Origin of the sequence: Luxibacter massiliensis, from assembly GCF_900604355.1 — a bacterium.
GTDB classification, from domain to species: domain Bacteria; phylum Bacillota; class Clostridia; order Lachnospirales; family Lachnospiraceae; genus Luxibacter; species Luxibacter massiliensis.
In genome coordinates, this window is the sequence record NZ_UWOE01000001.1 from 2,158,281 (window position 1) to 2,174,223 (window position 15,943).

16 protein-coding genes and 1 pseudogene are annotated in these 15,943 nt (G+C 45.5%); 4 read left to right on the plus strand and 13 right to left on the minus strand.

Going from position 1 to position 15,943, the window contains the following annotated elements:
- Window positions 1-276: 276 nt before the first annotated feature.
- Window positions 277-1,344, plus strand: a complete 1,068-nt coding sequence (locus EFA47_RS10000) for a sensor histidine kinase (RefSeq protein ID WP_122643140.1) — start codon at window positions 277-279, stop codon at window positions 1,342-1,344.
- Between the two features lie 2 nt (window positions 1,345-1,346).
- Window positions 1,347-1,967 carry a response regulator gene (locus tag EFA47_RS10005; RefSeq protein ID WP_122643141.1) on the plus strand — a complete coding sequence of 207 codons (621 nt, stop codon included), beginning with the start codon at window positions 1,347-1,349 and terminating at the stop codon, window positions 1,965-1,967.
- Window positions 1,968-1,985: 18 nt separating this feature from the next.
- Here the strand turns inward: EFA47_RS10005 and EFA47_RS10010 are convergent, their stop codons facing one another.
- The 5 genes from EFA47_RS10010 to EFA47_RS10030 all read right to left on the minus strand — a co-directional run bounded on the left by EFA47_RS10010 (window position 1,986) and on the right by EFA47_RS10030 (window position 6,195).
- Window positions 1,986-3,329, minus strand: a complete 1,344-nt coding sequence (locus EFA47_RS10010; RefSeq protein ID WP_122643142.1) for an MATE family efflux transporter — start codon at window positions 3,327-3,329, stop codon at window positions 1,986-1,988.
- A 353-nt stretch (window positions 3,330-3,682) separates the two neighbouring features.
- Window positions 3,683-3,949, minus strand: a complete 267-nt coding sequence (locus EFA47_RS10015) for a hypothetical protein (protein ID WP_122643143.1) — start codon at window positions 3,947-3,949, stop codon at window positions 3,683-3,685.
- Window positions 3,950-3,953: 4 nt separating this feature from the next.
- Window positions 3,954-4,724 (minus strand): ABC transporter permease, encoded by a 771-nt coding sequence (locus EFA47_RS10020; RefSeq protein WP_122643144.1) that lies wholly within the window; start codon window positions 4,722-4,724, stop codon window positions 3,954-3,956.
- On the minus strand, window positions 4,721-5,443 hold the full coding sequence (locus EFA47_RS10025; RefSeq protein ID WP_122643145.1) for an ABC transporter permease: 723 nt from the start codon (window positions 5,441-5,443) through the stop codon (window positions 4,721-4,723). Before EFA47_RS10025 ends, EFA47_RS10020 begins: the two co-directional genes overlap by 4 nt.
- Entirely contained in the window at window positions 5,440-6,195 is a 756-nt protein-coding gene (locus EFA47_RS10030; protein ID WP_122643146.1) for an ABC transporter ATP-binding protein, read from the minus strand. The genes EFA47_RS10025 and EFA47_RS10030 overlap by 4 nt, the downstream gene beginning before the upstream one ends.
- A gap of 168 nt (window positions 6,196-6,363) precedes the next feature.
- On the opposite strand from EFA47_RS10030, the gene EFA47_RS10035 reads away from it, so the two are divergent.
- Window positions 6,364-7,068: a response regulator transcription factor gene (locus EFA47_RS10035; protein WP_122643147.1), complete on the plus strand. Its 705-nt coding sequence runs from the start codon at window positions 6,364-6,366 to the stop codon at window positions 7,066-7,068.
- A 1-nt stretch (window position 7,069) separates the two neighbouring features.
- Complete coding sequence (locus EFA47_RS10040; RefSeq protein ID WP_122643148.1) at window positions 7,070-8,479, plus strand: sensor histidine kinase; 1,410 nt, start codon at window positions 7,070-7,072, stop codon at window positions 8,477-8,479.
- A gap of 15 nt (window positions 8,480-8,494) precedes the next feature.
- Here the strand turns inward: EFA47_RS10040 and EFA47_RS10045 are convergent, their stop codons facing one another.
- From EFA47_RS10045 to hrcA, 8 genes and pseudogenes are all read right to left on the minus strand, one after another.
- Window positions 8,495-9,136 (minus strand): IS3 family transposase, encoded by a 642-nt coding sequence (locus EFA47_RS10045; RefSeq protein WP_164689972.1) that lies wholly within the window; start codon window positions 9,134-9,136, stop codon window positions 8,495-8,497.
- A 97-nt stretch (window positions 9,137-9,233) separates the two neighbouring features.
- Window positions 9,234-10,001, minus strand: coding sequence for a Fic family protein (locus EFA47_RS10050; RefSeq protein WP_122643150.1), 768 nt, complete (start codon window positions 9,999-10,001; stop codon window positions 9,234-9,236).
- 144 nt (window positions 10,002-10,145) lie between these two features.
- A complete protein-coding gene (locus EFA47_RS10055; RefSeq protein WP_122643151.1) occupies window positions 10,146-10,370 on the minus strand; it encodes a hypothetical protein in 225 nt (74 codons plus the stop codon).
- A gap of 26 nt (window positions 10,371-10,396) precedes the next feature.
- Window positions 10,397-10,621: a hypothetical protein gene (locus tag EFA47_RS10060; RefSeq protein ID WP_122643152.1), complete on the minus strand. Its 225-nt coding sequence runs from the start codon at window positions 10,619-10,621 to the stop codon at window positions 10,397-10,399.
- A 215-nt stretch (window positions 10,622-10,836) separates the two neighbouring features.
- The gene (gene dnaJ, locus EFA47_RS10065) at window positions 10,837-12,027 is read right to left on the minus strand and encodes a molecular chaperone DnaJ (protein ID WP_122643153.1); all 1,191 of its coding nucleotides are present in this window, start codon (window positions 12,025-12,027) and stop codon (window positions 10,837-10,839) included.
- 215 nt (window positions 12,028-12,242) lie between these two features.
- Window positions 12,243-14,101, minus strand: a pseudogene (gene dnaK / locus EFA47_RS10070) (molecular chaperone DnaK).
- Between the two features lie 32 nt (window positions 14,102-14,133).
- Complete coding sequence (gene grpE, locus EFA47_RS10075) at window positions 14,134-14,814, minus strand: nucleotide exchange factor GrpE (protein ID WP_122644493.1); 681 nt, start codon at window positions 14,812-14,814, stop codon at window positions 14,134-14,136.
- A 12-nt stretch (window positions 14,815-14,826) separates the two neighbouring features.
- The gene (hrcA, locus tag EFA47_RS10080) at window positions 14,827-15,888 is read right to left on the minus strand and encodes a heat-inducible transcriptional repressor HrcA (protein ID WP_122643155.1); all 1,062 of its coding nucleotides are present in this window, start codon (window positions 15,886-15,888) and stop codon (window positions 14,827-14,829) included.
- Window positions 15,889-15,943 lie beyond the last annotated feature (55 nt).

The following is a 15,943-nucleotide window of genomic DNA, read 5'->3' on the forward strand; positions in this document are numbered from 1 at the left end:
CAGCTGATTTCAACGCTATGTCCGGATTAAGATTTCCCCATATAATTTAGTCCTCATGCAGGCACATAAGATACATCCTCCACAGGGTATTTCCATCTTTTTCCATTCACTGGTAAATAGTACGGTATTTTTCCACACTAAGTCAATACTGAAATTTAAATTTTGCCAAGTTACTCTTTTTATACTATAATGGGCGGTATAAGCCAGAGCATATTAAAATTATTTTGCAGCCTATCATCCCTGCTCAGGCGTACAGAGAAAGAAGGGAATATCATTATGAGATATTTGGCCAGTACTGGACTGTTAATGATATATTGTTTTTTCAGCCTTTTTTATTCTAGGCTGGATATCTTTTATGTACTGGCATTTCTCTGTGTTTTTATTATCTGCTGTATGGATTATTTCTGCAGTACAGAATTCCCGATCCGCGCTATATCTTACTTTTACCTGGGGGCCGCTTTTTTTATGCCCTCGTTCCTTATTTTTCTTCCCGCTGCTGCCTTTGTCTTTCTGCATCATAAAAACTATGTCCCTCTTGCCCCCCTGGTCTGCCTGTACTGCTGGCACGTCCCGGCCGGCACCTTTAAGGCCTATGCCCTTTTTACAGGTGCATTTGGACTGGTTCTGTCGTACTTCCTGCTGAAAAATGCAGACGACTGTGAAAAACTAGGCTGGCTGTACAGGCACACCAGGGATGACAGCACAGAGCATACTCTTCTTCTGAAAGAGAAGAATCAGGCCCTCCTTGAAAAGCAGGATTACGAAATTTACTCCGCAACCTTACGGGAACGCAACAGGATCGCCCGGGAAATCCATGACAATGTAGGCCATCTACTTTCCCGTGCCATTCTTTTAGTGGGTGCTGCAAAGACTATAAGCCAAAAGGACCCTGTAAGAGATTCCCTTGAAACCCTTGGCGATACTCTGGGGCAGGCAATGGACAGTATACGCAGCAGCGTACATGACCTGCATGATGAGGCTGTGAACCTGGAAGAAACTCTGCAGAATTTAGTACAGGACTTTACTTTTTGCCCGGTTACTTTCAAATATGACATGGGCCGGGATATCCCCCGGGAAGTAAAATACTGCTTTATCAGTATTACCAAAGAGGCTTTCTCAAACATCATAAAGCACAGCAATGCAACCCATGTAGCTTTGCTTGTCCGGGAGCACCCTGCGCTGTACCAGCTATGTATTGAGGATAATGGCACCCTGATACAGGATGAAAAGGCAGGCATGGGCCTGATGAATATGCAGGAACGTATCCTTTCACTTAAGGGAAATATACAGATACACAAAGAAAATGGCTATAGAATATTTATTACGCTACCAAAGGAGCTTTGATTATGAATCTTGTAATTGCAGATGATGATTGCCTTGTGGCAGGGGCACTGAAAACCATACTGGAGGCCAATTCCGATTTCCACGTCTTAGCCTGCGCCACTGACGGGAATGAGGCCGTCTCTCTCTACCGTAAGCACCAGCCTGACGTCCTTCTGATGGATATCCGCATGAAAGACATGGATGGCCTGGAGGCTTCCGCCCAAATTCTCAGGGAGTTTCCAAATGCCCGGATCCTCCTGCTGACAACTTTTTCCGACGATGAATACATTGTCCAGGCACTAAAGCTGGGGGCAAAAGGTTATCTCTTAAAACAGGATTACCAAAACATTGTCCCTTCTATCCGTGCCGTTTATGCAGGACAGACTGTATTTGGGGATGAGATTGTCTCCCGGATCCCCTCCCTTCTCCAAAAGTCTGCCTCCTTTGATTACGCCGCCCACGACATCAGCGGGCGGGAACTCGAGATTATCCGCCTTATTGCCGAGGGGCAGAGTAACCGTGAAATTGCATCCCAGCTATATTTAAGCGAGGGGACTGTACGCAACTACCTCAGCTCGGTATTGGATAAATTAAAACTCAGGGACAGGACCCAGCTTGCTGTTTTTTACTACCAGCATAAATGACCTGCCCCACAATCCGTGTTATATCTGGCCGGCCGCAAATCGCCCGGCCCGGGGAGTATATTTTTTAATCCTGCCGGCCACATAGAACATAACCACCAGCTCCGTTAAAGGCATGGCGAACCAAAGCGCGTCGGCTCCCCCTATTACAGGCAGCAGCAGAATCATAATGCCGCTGATTAACAGTCCCCTGGACACGGATACAATAAATGCTGCCTTTGGCTTTAAGATGGCCTGGAAATAATATGTAGAAAATATATTTAAGGGCAGAAGCAGGAAGGACAGGGCATACCGCCGGATAATCGTGGGGGCGATTGCCAAAATTTCTGCTGTGGGATCCATAAAAATCCTGATATATAAATTAGGGCATGCCAAGCTTAAAGCCGTCCAGAATACGCCGAAAAATGCTGTTGTATACAGGGCGTACCGAAGTGTTTCCCTGATCCGCAGGCCCAGGCCCGCCCCATAGTTGGTGGAGATGATCGGCTGTGCCGCCTGCCCCACACTGTAAGCACAGCACTGTACAAATGTACTTACGTTGATGATGGGCCCGTACACTGCCAGCGCGTCTGTCCCCAGATACCTCATAATCTGCCGGTTAAAAAGTACAGTCAGAATCCCCATGGCTACATCGATAAAGAATGTAGAAAATCCAGTCATTGAAATGTCCCGGAGCTTTTTTAACAGTTTTTGGGGCCTTATTAGCGCCAGGGAATTTTTACTGCTGAAAAAATGGGACATCATAATAATAAAAGAAATGGCAGAGCCTATGGCCGTTGCCAGTCCTGCGCCAAAAATCCCCATGTCAAAAGTAAACACAAAAATATAGTCCCCAAATATATTAAAAATCCCGCCCCCCAGCACACCAAAAGTTGCCAATCCTGGATTCTTATCATTTCTCAAAAACGCCGCCAGCATTTGATTAAATAAAAACAGCGGGAATACAAACTGGATTGGTTTCATATATTCCTGGGCCATTGGCAGCAATGTACTGTCCGCCCCAAAAAACAGCAGGATTGGCTCATCCAGGAATAAGATGAAGGCCCAGGCCGCCACGGATAAAATAACCGATCCAATTACAGCCGCAGTAAAATACTGGTTCTCATCCCCTTTCTTTCCCGGATTATACCCTCTTTTTGTGCTGAAAATAACAGAGCCTCCAATGCCCATCAAAAGACCCAGGCTATAAATAATATTCCAGACAGGGGCAACAACGGCTAACGCAGCAGTGCCATCCGGGCCCTGGTACTGCCCTACCATGGCCATGTCTACAATAGAGTAGACAGAGGTAATCATTGCACTGCCAAAAGCTGCCCATAAATACTTAAAATATATTGGTTTGACGTTATCATTGAGAAAATCCATTCTTTTTCCCTCCTTCTTAATAATTAAGAGGACAACCCCTCTCATTTAGCCTTATCGGGCAAAGTCCCCTGCTATGCCAGAGCAGAGAAGAAAAAAGTCTGACACGGCAGGATTCTTAGCCTGCGGCAGGTTCTATGAGGAATATACTTCCACTCCGCCGCAGTGCAATCCGGCAGGGGATGATTTCTTGCTACATAGGAAATACAATGGAATTTCCTATATAACAAAAAAAGCCGGATAAAGTACAGACATTCCAGTCCGTGCCTTATCCAGCTCATTGTTTCTATGAACAATCCGCCCTCCGACTACGCCGGTTATCATAGCAAATAATAAATGAAAAGTCAACCCCTTTTTTACATAAGTCCCAAGGCAGCAATGCCGCCAGCCATATACAGGCTGTTTACAATGAAACAGACTTTCATCAGATGGTTTTTGACTTTTAGTTTTGTATAAGAAATGACCGTAAAGATTCCACTGAAAATCATAAATGCAGCATAACAGGAAATCATTATCCTTGCAGCGTGCAGCTGCAATGCCCAGTCAAAGGTCCTGAGGGGAAGAATCGTCCACGGGATGAAAAGCATCATAGTACTGATGGCAGTTAAAATTTTATTTTTCATATTTTTATCTCCTTTCAGGCCGCCCAAAACAGAGGCAGGCAATTAACAGGCAAATACTCATGGCCGCCAGCGCGGCAGGAATCCAAGGGATAAAGTCAGCCTGTGCCGTAGTCAGGTTTGCTGCCAGCTTCCCATATTCAGCTGTGACCACATAAAAAGGGTATGATATAGGGTAGGCAAACCACAATTTCGTGTTTATTATCAGCACCGAGGGCACGATAGAGGCCAGGCCAATGCCAATGGAAAAAACAGGCGTTTGGATGCATACAGACAGCATCCAAAAAAAAGAAAGCATAGGAATGGAGGACAGATAAATAAAGGCTGCCTCTTTAAACACAAATACCGGTGAAAGCAAAAAATTGTAGTCCTGGGCAACAGTTGCAATAGAGGCGCTGACATAATACATGCCAACAGTCATCAATATTTGCAAGGCCGCTAATATAAGCAGCAAAATAAATTTAGAAAAGCATATACTTACAGTACCCACAGGCAGGGCAAGCATTTTTAAGATACCATGGTTCGAACGCTCTGTCTGGTTTAACAATACCGTGCCCACAACCATGCTGGCAGGAAACATAAACCATGCCATACCCAGGAAACCCTGTATCAGAAAATTGTTTTCTGGAGAAATACCCTCCGCCTGCATTTGAAAATTCATATGTGCATTCAAGACAGAAGGCAGCCAGAGAATCACTGTTGCAGCAAACAAAATTAAAATGATTTTAGAACGTCTAATTTTATGAATCTCAACGCCCACAAGAGATAAAAAGTTCATACAAATAACCTCCTCACCTTTAAGAATACTATTTCTAAAGCTACAATACAGGCGCATTCCAAAATTGCCCCAACGGCAAAGCTACAGATGCTGCTCTTAGCAGTCCCTGCAAAAATCTGATACGGCAGGGCAAATGGAAATAGTGACAATATAAATTTATTTACAGGCAGCATAGTAGCTATAGAGATGCAGATCACGCCAATGCCAAGAGAAATCCACATATTGCTGCACATGGAGGCAATCAGGAGAGACAGCAGGATCACCGGCAGCATTAATAAAAATGAATATAGAAAATTCTTTGAGATTTCTATAATGACGCCTCCCGAAGCCTGAAACCAATATGCGGTACAAAAAGCCACAGTCCCCCCTTCTATCAGCAAAACTGCTGCGCACATGGCCATCAGCAGGAAGGACTTTCCCAAAAACAATTTGCCCTCATCCACAGGCAGAGTACGCATTTTTTGTATGGCATTGCCCAAATATTCTGTATTATACATCACACATGCCCCTATGGTGACAAGCAGGATATTCAGCATGGCCATCATCTGCCAATTTGCCTCAAGGAGGATTTGGATCGGTGGTTTACTCTGCCCAGTATAAAGTTCTGCCCGGACAGCCATATTGACTATAGGCACCATGGCGGATAAAACGCCTCCAGCTATAATGGCCGGCACAAACCCCGTACGTTTTACCTTCTTATATTCTAAAGCCAAAATCATCTTATGCCACCTCTCACCCTATTATCTTCCTCAATCAAAGCCAGGAAGGTATCTTCCAGATTATCGGTGGGGTACCCCTGGGATGCAGCCTTTTGTCTCAGTCCTTCAATGGTGCCTTCAAATAAAAGGCGCCCGTGGTTCAGTATGCCAATATTATCTGCCATAAGTTCGATTTCTGAGAGCAGGTGGGAGGACACAAGCACCGTACAGTCAAACTTCTGGGGCAAAGAACGGATCAGCATCCTGATTTCATGGATACCCACAGGATCCAGGCCGTTCGTCGGCTCATCAAGGATGAGGATAGGTGGTTTGCCAATTAGGGCCCCTGCCAGTCCTAATCTTTGTTTCATGCCGAGTGAATACTTCTTTGCAAGGCGCTTTTTATATTGGGTAAGGCCAACCAGTTCAAGCGCCTCCTCCACGGAAGGTTTAGGAAGTCCTAAAATTTTACGGATAATCTCCAAATTTTCCTCTCCGCTAAGATTTCCATAAAATGCAGGCGCCTCAATCAAAGAACCTACTTCTCTCAGAATTTCAACACGATTTTCAGGAAATGACTTTCCATGAATTACAAAGGAACCCCTTGTCTGCTTTGTCAGTCCCAGGAACATCTTCATGGCTGTAGATTTTCCTGCTCCGTTAGGCCCGAGAAAACCATATACTGTCCCCTTTGGGATATGCAGGTTAATATCTGATACAGCTGTAAAGTCCTTATAGGATTTTGTTAAGTGTTTTGTCTCAATAATGTTCATAAATCAGTACTCCTTTCTCTTTACAGCTTTATTCTACATTTCCTACCTTACGGCAACATTCTCTTTACCTTACATCTGCCTTACATTTCGTCCTTAACCCATACTCTAATGGGCAGGTAGACTATGGCCGTAAGGGATGGTATAATAGCAAAAAAGGAGGGTGCTTTTATGGAAGTTGGATATCTTAAAGATACACGTATCCTGCTTGTTGATGATGAACAGGAACTTTTAAATATGGTTAAGTCTATTTTGTCTGATGCCGGGTTTGTCAATGTCAAGACGGCCGGCACTATAAGAGAAGCTGCCCAAATCGCTGAAAGCTATTCTCCGCAGCTTGCTATTCTTGATGTCATGCTGCCTGACGGAGACGGTTTTTCTTTTATGGAGCAGTTAAAAAAGAAGGGAGATTATCCTGTTTTATTTCTAAGCGCCTGCGGTGAGGACGATGATAAATTTAAGGGGTTTGGCCTGGGGGCCGACGATTATATTGTAAAACCATTTTTACCCAGAGAGCTGCTTTACCGTATTGTAGCAATCCTGAAAAGATGCTACAAAGAAGAAAACCCCCTTGTTAAACTTCACAGCAGTAAAATTGATTTTACCCGTGCAGAAGTAATCAAAGATGGGGAACACATCCCTTTGACCGCCAAAGAATATGAGCTTTTATCCGCCCTATACCGTAATGCAGGGCGTATTGTGACAATAGATGCCTTATGTGAAGCCGCCTGGGGGGATAATCCTTATGGGTATGAAAACTCTCTGATGGCCCACATCCGCCGCATCAGGGAAAAGATTGAAAGCGCCCCCTCCCATCCTGTGTCCTTGGTTACAGTCAAGGGCCTGGGTTACAAGCTGAATGTGGAGGGAAAATAAGGTGAAGAGCATTCCTAAACTCATCCGCCGTTTTGTGGGTATATTATTATTAAGTTTACTGCTTCTGCTTTTTTTTAATTTCTTTTTGCTGGCCATTGTGGCCTCAAAGCAATCTCCAAATAGCTCTCCATGGAAAACTGCCCAGGAGGCGGCTGATGCATTGCAGCTGACAAAAAACGGCTATATATTGCCTGAAAATATAACGGCAGAATTGAAGGCCCATAATATCTGGGGTATTTATATCGACAATGATACCATGCAGGTAGTCTGGCACACAGATAACCTTCCTGACACCGTTCCTATGAAATATACAATTTCGGAAATTTCAAATCTTACCCGCGGCTACATGGAAAGTTACCCTACATTTACTGGAGAATCTGAGAATGGACTTATTGTATTGGGATATCCCAAAGATAGTTTTTGGAAACATATGTGGCCCAGCTGGGATTATCAGCTGATCGCCAATTCCCCTAAAATTATCCTCTCTGTAATTCTGCTGAATGCAGGACTGCTGCTCTTGATATCTGTGTCTGTAAATGCAAAACTGTTAAAATCAGTAAAACCAATCACAAACGGTATACAGTCATTAGGTAATGGGGAGGCTGTCTGCATCAAAGAAAAGGGCCTGCTCTCTGAAATTGCCGCGAACATCAACAAAACTTCTGAGGTACTTAAGTCCCAGGACCATCAACTGAGGAAAAAAGAAAGTGCCCGGGCAAACTGGATCGCAGGCGTATCCCACGACATACGGACGCCTTTGTCCATGGTAATGGGTTATGCCGGACAATTAGAAAGCGACTGCAGCCTGCCAGAAAATGAACGCAGGAAGGCTTCTGCCATACGCAGGCAAAGCGAAAGAATGAGAAACCTCATCAATGACCTTAATCTGGCCTCCAAGCTAGAATACAATATGCAGCCATTTGTGGAGAAAAAAGAAAACGCCGTTACCATTGTAAGGCAGGTTGTTGTGGATTTTATCAACACCGATATCTATAATGCTTATCCTATTGAATGGAATACAGACGGCGCTGCCCTGCCCTGCTTCATAAATGCAGATAAAGATTTGTTAAAAAGAGCTGTTTCCAACCTCCTGCAAAACTGCATGAACCATAATGAAAACGGCTGCGCCATTTATGTTTCTGTCAGTACATCAGAAGGTAACTGCATGATCCGTGTTGAGGATGACGGCGCCGGGGTTTCTGATGAACAAATCAAACATCTGAACGATACCCCTCATTATATGATTTGTGACACCAATGTGGCAGAGCAGCGCCATGGTTTGGGGCTGCTTATCGTCAGACAGGTGGTTGCATCCCATCATGGGACTGTCACAATCGGCCGCAGCTCTTATGGAGGTTTTGCAGTAAATATCACCTTGCCGCTAGTTATAGAACGACCAGGCCCCAAGTAACAAAAAACCGATAAACTATGAGGTTTCCCCAAAGTTTGAGCTGTTTCCCGTCAAGTAGACAATTAAAAAATATTTAACTGCATCATCAAAGGTATCAAACACCAGTGGATTGTTATTACTGTCACCGATACGATAAGCTGCAATTTTTCTGTCGTACAGATCAAGAATCGCACTTAAATACACCTTATGTTTTTCAATTCCAATATAGTAATAGAACCCTGTGACATCCGTTAGCCACTTCTCATTCGGAGTTTTTGCCGTAAATTCACGGTTCAGTATATTTTCTGCTATATACTGTGGATTTGCCGCTTGTCTTGTACAGCCATCATTGGCATATTTAATAGTGGACTTGATACCAAGTTTCCGGAAAATGCGGAGAATCCGCTTATCATTTACATCGATCCCATGGCAGCGTCCCAGTTCATCACGAATTCTGCGATATCCTTTATCCGGTGATTCGCTGTGAATTTTTTCTATCAACTCCGCAATCCATCGGTTCTCCTGTTCGTTTTCTGACACTTCATGATTCAGCCATTTATAGTAGGCTGCTCTGGAAATACTACCAAGTTTGCAAAGTGCCTGTATCGGATAAAAATGTTCCCCGTGTTCTTCTTTTATTGCCCTTAGTTTTTCTAATGGTGATATGTTTCTAGGCATAAAATATGCTCCCTCCTTGATAAACAGTTTTATTATTTCAACTGTCTGCCTAGAAGGGAGCATATCATTTGCCCACGGTCTGACACATTACGATAATTTACATTGTCTGTGTTGGAGAATCATCCTCCATAACCTGTTCGCTGATGATAGCAAGGTATTCATCCAATCGGTTTTCCTCTAACCCTGCGACCATATCTGCAAATGGCCTCAGATCCACACCTATAGCATACGCTTCCAGCGCATCGAAGTATTCCAGTCGGTTTTCTTTTGCGATAGAGACCGGGAGAAATCCTCCTGACATGAGCTGATAGTTCATCAGCATCCGGGAGGTTCTTCCATTCCCATCGATAAAGGGATGGATCTTTACAGACTCAGCATGCGTCCATGCAGCAAGTTCTATCGGGTTGAGAGCTGTTCTGTAGGGCAGGTCTGCAAAGAAATTTTTAACCTGCCGGTACATTTCATTGGGTGTCGGAGGCTTGAAACCCGCGCCGGAGATACGAACTTCCACGTTGCGGTAGATCCCTCCCGTCAGAATATTTTCCATCAACAGGGCGTGGATATCCTTGGCAATGGCTTCGTTTAACGGTTTGCCTTCCGCTACACATTTCTTCACATAGGCAAAGGCTTTCGCATGGTTTGCCACCTCATAAATCTCCCGGAGGGTTTTCCCCCCGACAGAAAGACCATCCTCCAGGATTGCCTTCGTCTGGATTAGCGTCAGGGTATTGCCTTCAATGGCTGTAGAGTTGTGCGCGTACTCGATGTCAAAACTCTTCTCAAAACTCTCCATCGCTTCTGACGGGATTGTATTCCTGATCCGATTAAGCTGTTCTTTTTTATCAAGAAGCATGTCATAATTCATGCCTGTTCACCTCATTTCAGATACGTCTTAACTATTTATTATAGCAGGCACTTCTTGGGATAACAAGATTATTGACTCGATTTTCATTTCTATGCCGTTCCGTTTTTATCGCAGCCAGAGAAAAAACTTTTATTTTCACCCTTATCACATGCACTGCAGAGGAGAGGAGGATTCTTCAAAAGTCCGCAAAGAAATTTCCCGATCCTGCAGGGCGTCCTCAAATATCATTCCCTTTGCCGTCAAGGGAAGATGGGGAAGTCTTTCCGCCTTGCTGACAGCGATGGAGACATCCTTCAGCTGATAGGCGCGCCACTGCAGATCATCCTGCTCCCGAACGCCGACAATGCCGCTGTCAAAATCAAATTCCAATATGGCAGTGATACGCCTGTCATGTTCTATGGGGTCACATAAAACAGATTATGTTTATCGCAGACCGCATGGGCCCCATATGCAAAACAGCGTTTATGTTCCCCTTTTGGGAAGTCCCCGATTTCCGGGTCTGTCGTGGACACTGTCACCTCTTTTAGTTTCCCAGTTCCGCTGCCCGAACCTCCGTTAAATGGCTTTTTCCCATGTGCTTCCCTGTCTCGGTTGATTTCCCCATCAGCTGTTGTTAACAACAGACGCTTACAGAGGAAGCCTGGTGTATTAACACCGATGGAGAAACACGAAAGATATCTGCAGGCAGCATAAAAACTGCCAGCAGGTAATACCCACTGGCAGAAACATTTATATTTTTTTAATTGTCTACTTGACGGGAAGCAGTTCAGTTTACCGGTTTATTTTTATAGGTCTTTTTTGATTAGCTATATATTGCTCTTTGTAATAATACTTATTACTCGTCAAAGGCTTCCTTAACCTTTTCCATGAATCCCCTTTTCTTTCCCTTTCCTGGCTTTCCATTCTCCTCACCCGCTTTCTGGTTCAAAGAATTTCCCGACAGGCGGTCAAACTCACGCAGTGCCTCTTTTGCCTCTGCGCTTAATTTATCAGGGGTCTGGATGACTAAGGTGACATAGTGGTCCCCTCTGACCTGGGCATTCCTCAGAGATGGGACGCCTTTTCCCTTTAAGCGTACTTTGGTGTCCGTCTTAGTCCCTGCTTTGACTGTATAGACCACATCTCCATCCACAGTAGGAATCTTGACATCCCCGCCAAGAGTAGCCTGTGCAAAGGAAATAGGCACCGTGGAGAAAATATGCATATCCTGCCTCTGGAATATGGGATGTCTGGATACATTGACCTCCACCAGCAAATCTCCTCTTGGGCCTCCGTTTGCCCCGGGTTCACCCTTTTCGCGGATCCTTACGCTCTGGCCGTTGTCAATGCCTGCCGGAATAGAAACCTTGATTCTCTTTTTGCTGGATGTATAGCCTGATCCTGAACAGGATGGACATTTATCTTTGATTACTTTGCCTGACCCGCCGCAGCTAGGACAGGTCTGGACATTCTGAACCGTACCAAAAAAGGACTGCGATGTATAAACCACCTGCCCCTTCCCACCACATTTAGAGCAAGTCTCCGGGGAAGTACCCGGCTTTGCACCAGTACCGCCGCAAACCGAACAGGGATCCTTTAAGACGACTTCCAGCTCTTTCTCACACCCAAAAATCGCCTCTTCAAATGTGATCCGGATACTCTTGCGGATACTTGCCCCCTTCATGGGGCCATTGCCTCCGCGGCCGCCTCTTCTGCTGCCGCCAAACAAATCTCCAAATATATCCCCAAATATATCACTGAAATCCGCACCATTGAAGTCAAATCCGCCGAACCCTCCTGCTCCGCCGGCTCCTCCTTCAAATGCTGCGTGTCCAAACTGGTCATACTGACGGCGTTTTTCAGGGTCACTGAGCACTGCATACGCTTCTGATGCCTCTTTGAACTTCTTCTCTGCCTCGGCATCCCCTGGGTTCATATCTGGATGGTACTTTTTGGCCAGCACACGGTATGCCTTTTTAATTGCCGCATCATCTGCATCCTTTCCCAGGCCAAGCACCTCATAATAATCTCTTTTTGACTCTGCCATAACACTTTACCCTTTCATCTGTCTGCTTATTTCCATAAAGAAATTCTACGAAGCCATAGAAGCTCCGTAGAATCCCTTTTATGATACATTCCTATGCAACTGCCTGTATCATAAAACCCTTCCGGGGATCCACAATTCAGCGTAGAAATCTGCCATCATCCAGATACCCGCTTAGGCGGCGGAATCTCTGAAGCGTAATTCCATGCCTAACTTATTTAGACCTCTTTATAATCTCCATCTACCACATCGTCACCCTGGAAACCGTCTGGAGCCGGGCCTGCCTCCGGGCCGGGCCGCCTGCAGCGCCTGCTCCTGCCTGCTCATACATCTTTGTGAACAGTTTCTGCGCACTTTCCATGAGTTTTTCCTTGGCCGCCTTAATCTCTGCAACCTGGGCCTCTGTAGTCTCTTCAGGGGCGGATTTAGCGAGAAGGTCTTTCAGAGCCTGGCAGTCAGCCTCCACAGCCGCTTTGTCAGATGCATCCAGCTTATCGCCTACTTCCTTGATAGCTTTCTCTGTCTGGAATACCATGCCGTCTGCTTCATTCCTGGTATCGATGGCCTCTTTGCGCTTCTTGTCCTGTGCCTCAAATTCGGCAGCCTCTTTCACGGCTTTATCGATATCATCGTCTGACATATTGGATCCTGCAGTAATTGTGATGTGCTGCTCTTTTCCTGTCCCCAGGTCTTTGGCAGAAACATTTACAATGCCATTGGCATCAATATCAAAAGTCACCTCGATCTGAGGGATTCCGCGGGGAGCCGGAGGAATACCGTCCAGCCTGAACTGGCCCAGTGACTTGTTATCTCTTGCAAATTGTCTCTCTCCCTGTACTACATTGATGTCAACTGCTGTCTGGTTATCTGCTGCTGTTGAGAAAATCTGGCTCTTCTTTGTAGGAATTGTAGTATTTCTCTCGATCAGCCTTGTGGCAACCCCACCCATTGTCTCAATAGAAAGAGACAGTGGTGTAACATCCAGAAGAAGGATATCCCCTGCACCTGCATCGCCTGCCAGCTTACCGCCCTGTACAGAAGCTCCCAGAGCCACGCACTCGTCTGGGTTCAGAGACTTGCTGGGTTCCTTGCCAGTGAGGCGTTTTACTTCTTCCTGTACTGCCGGGATACGTGTAGAACCACCTACCAGCAATACCTGCCCCAGCTCTGAGGATGTGATCCCTGCGTCTGAAAGCGCGCGTTTCACTGGTTCAGCTGTCTTTTCAACAAGGTCATGGGTCAGCTCGTCAAACTTAGCCCTTGTAAGATTCATGTCAAAATGCTTCGGCCCTTCAGATGTAGCTGTGATAAACGGAAGATTGATATTTGTAGTTGTCGCAGAAGAAAGTTCTTTTTTTGCCTTCTCCGCAGCTTCCTTCAGCCTCTGGAGCGCCATCTTGTCTGTAGAAAGATCCACGCCTTCTTTAGACTTAAAATCTGCCAGCATATAATCTGTAATCTTCTGGTCAAAATCGTCTCCGCCCAGCCTGTTATTGCCGGCTGTTGAAAGTACCTCGATAACTCCATCGCCAATCTCTATAATGGATACGTCAAATGTACCGCCGCCCAGGTCATATACCATGATTTTCTGTTCTTTTTCATTGTCCAGTCCATAAGCCAGGGCTGCCGCCGTAGGCTCATTAATAATACGCTTTACATCCAAGCCTGCAATTTTACCTGCATCCTTTGTAGCTTGGCGCTGGGCATCATTGAAATATGCCGGAACAGTGATGACAGCATCGGTCACTTTCTCTCCCAGATAGCCTTCTGCGTCCGCTTTCAGCTTCTGCAGAATCATAGCTGAAATCTCCTGTGGAGAGTACTTTTTATCATCAATTGTTACTTTATAATCTGTACCCATCTCTCTCTTTATAGAAGAGATCGTCTTATCTGCATTTGTTACTGCCTGGCGTTTTGCAGGCTCACCTACAAGGCGTTCCCCTGTCTTTGTAAATGCCACTACAGAAGGAGTGGTTCTTGCGCCCTCCGTATTTGCAATGACAGTCGGCTGACCCCCTTCCATGACAGCCACACAGCTGTTTGTTGTACCTAAATCAATACCTATTATTTTGCCCATAATCATTTCCTCCTAGAATATTTACTCTAAATTTAGTTTGCTACTTTCACCATACTATGCCTCACTACACTATCGCGGTATGTGTAGCCTTTTTGGAACTCCTCGGCCACTGTGTTCTCCCCTAATTCTTCATCTTCCACATGCATCACTGCATTATGGAAGTCCGGGTCAAATTCGTTTCCTACCGCCTCGATGGGTTTTACCCCAACTTCCTCCAATGTAGTCATCAGCTGTTTATAAATCTTTTCCATTCCCTGTGCAAAGGGGTTGGATTGTTCTTCCTCTGGCACAGCTGCCAGGCCGCGTTCAAAATTATCCACGACCGGAAGAATTTTTTCTATGATATCTTTCGCTCCTATTTCATACATTTGGGACTTTTCCTTATCTGTACGTTTGCGGAAGTTATCAAACTCTGCCATCTGACGGGTAAGTCTGTCTGTCAGATCTTCAATTTTCTCGTCTTTTTTGTCTTTCTTTGGCTTTCGGCCAAACTTTTTTTTCTCTTTAGAGGGTGTATCGCTGCTGCCCTCGTCTTTCCCCTCTATATCAGCCTCCTCTTCCAAGCCGGCTTTGCCGCCTGTCTGGGCATCCTGCTCATCTAGCGGCTCCTCAGCTGCAGCCGCATCAGGCTGCGCATCCTCCTTAGCTGCTTCCTCGGCAGCCTTTGCCTTAGCTTCCTCTACAGCCTCTTTTACAATCTTTTCTTTGCTCATCTCTTCCACCAGCTATTCACCTTCCTGTTCTTTTGGATCTTTATAATAAATCGCATCCAACTCACTTTGCAGAGTTTTCAGCGTCTTCATGACATGTTCATAATCCATCCGTTTTGGGCCGATAATGCCAATCGTGCCTTTCATGCCTTCGCCCAACTCGTAAGTCGCTGTCACAACACTACAGTCCCTCATAGTCTTCACTGGAGCCTCATCCCCAATGTATACTTGGATCCCATGATTCTCCTCACTGGCCAGCGTCTCAGTCACAAGGTCTGCCAACTGCTGCTTTTCCTCGAATGCACTGATAATCTCCTGGGCACTCTGCTTATCGCTGAGTTCTGGGTATTTAAAAATATTTGTGGCGCCGCTTGTATAAATTTCCATGTCCTCATCCACATGGATGATCTCGGCCACGGCATCCAGGACATCGCTGATAACCTGGCTGTGGATTCCCGCCTGCTCTTTCAGCCTTGCTATCAGCCCCAGATTGATTTCCTCAATTGACATTCCGTTGAGCGTCGTATTGAGCAGCATATTCAGCTTAAGAAGATTCTCATTACTTAGTGTTTCACCAACCTCAATAATCTTATTCTTAATCACGTTGCCGCCCATCACAATCACAGCCACAATCTGCTCTTCGTCTACCTGGGAAAGCTGGATAAATTTAAGTGTATTCCTGCTGTTGACCGGGGCTGAAACCATAGTCGCGTAGTTCGTATTGGCTGCCAGGACTTTGGCCGCCTGCTTCAGCACTTTATCTACCTTATCGGTCTTTTCCAGCATCTTGTTCTTCAGCTCTGTGATCTCTTGTTCCTTTTCCTCCATCAGCATATCAACATACAGCCGGTATCCTCTGTCTGAAGGGATACGCCCCGCCGATGTATGAGGCTGGAATATATATCCCAAATCCTCCAGGTCAGCCATCTCATTCCTGATAGTAGCTGAACTCAGATTCAGCTCTGTATATTTTGAGAGGGTCCGTGAACCTACAGGCTCCCCTGTCTCCAGGTAATTCTGGATAATAGCCTTTAAGATCACCAGCTTCCTGCTGCTCAGCTCTGTGCCTATATCCAACGCCAACCCTCCTCCTTTCTGTATCTGAGTTCCTGTTAGCACTCCCTACTTTTGA

Coding starts and splice junctions, on each gene's coding strand:
- EFA47_RS10030 (WP_122643146.1), bottom strand. CDS start 6,195: ATGAACATTATTGAGACAAAACACTTAACAAAATCCTATAAGGACTTT.
- grpE (WP_122644493.1), bottom strand. CDS start 14,814: ATGAGCAAAGAAAAGATTGTAAAAGAGGCTGTAGAGGAAGCTAAGGCA.
- EFA47_RS10005 (WP_122643141.1), top strand. CDS start 1,347: ATGAATCTTGTAATTGCAGATGATGATTGCCTTGTGGCAGGGGCACTG.
- EFA47_RS10020 (WP_122643144.1), bottom strand. CDS start 4,724: ATGAACTTTTTATCTCTTGTGGGCGTTGAGATTCATAAAATTAGACGT.
- dnaJ (WP_122643153.1), bottom strand. CDS start 12,027: ATGGCAGAGTCAAAAAGAGATTATTATGAGGTGCTTGGCCTGGGAAAG.
- EFA47_RS10025 (WP_122643145.1), bottom strand. CDS start 5,443: ATGATTTTGGCTTTAGAATATAAGAAGGTAAAACGTACGGGGTTTGTG.
- EFA47_RS10045 (WP_164689972.1), bottom strand. CDS start 9,136: ATGCCTAGAAACATATCACCATTAGAAAAACTAAGGGCAATAAAAGAA.
- EFA47_RS10010 (WP_122643142.1), bottom strand. CDS start 3,329: ATGGATTTTCTCAATGATAACGTCAAACCAATATATTTTAAGTATTTA.
- EFA47_RS10035 (WP_122643147.1), top strand. CDS start 6,364: ATGGAAGTTGGATATCTTAAAGATACACGTATCCTGCTTGTTGATGAT.
- EFA47_RS10050 (WP_122643150.1), bottom strand. CDS start 10,001: ATGAATTATGACATGCTTCTTGATAAAAAAGAACAGCTTAATCGGATC.
- EFA47_RS10015 (WP_122643143.1), bottom strand. CDS start 3,949: ATGAAAAATAAAATTTTAACTGCCATCAGTACTATGATGCTTTTCATC.
- EFA47_RS10000 (WP_122643140.1), top strand. CDS start 277: ATGAGATATTTGGCCAGTACTGGACTGTTAATGATATATTGTTTTTTC.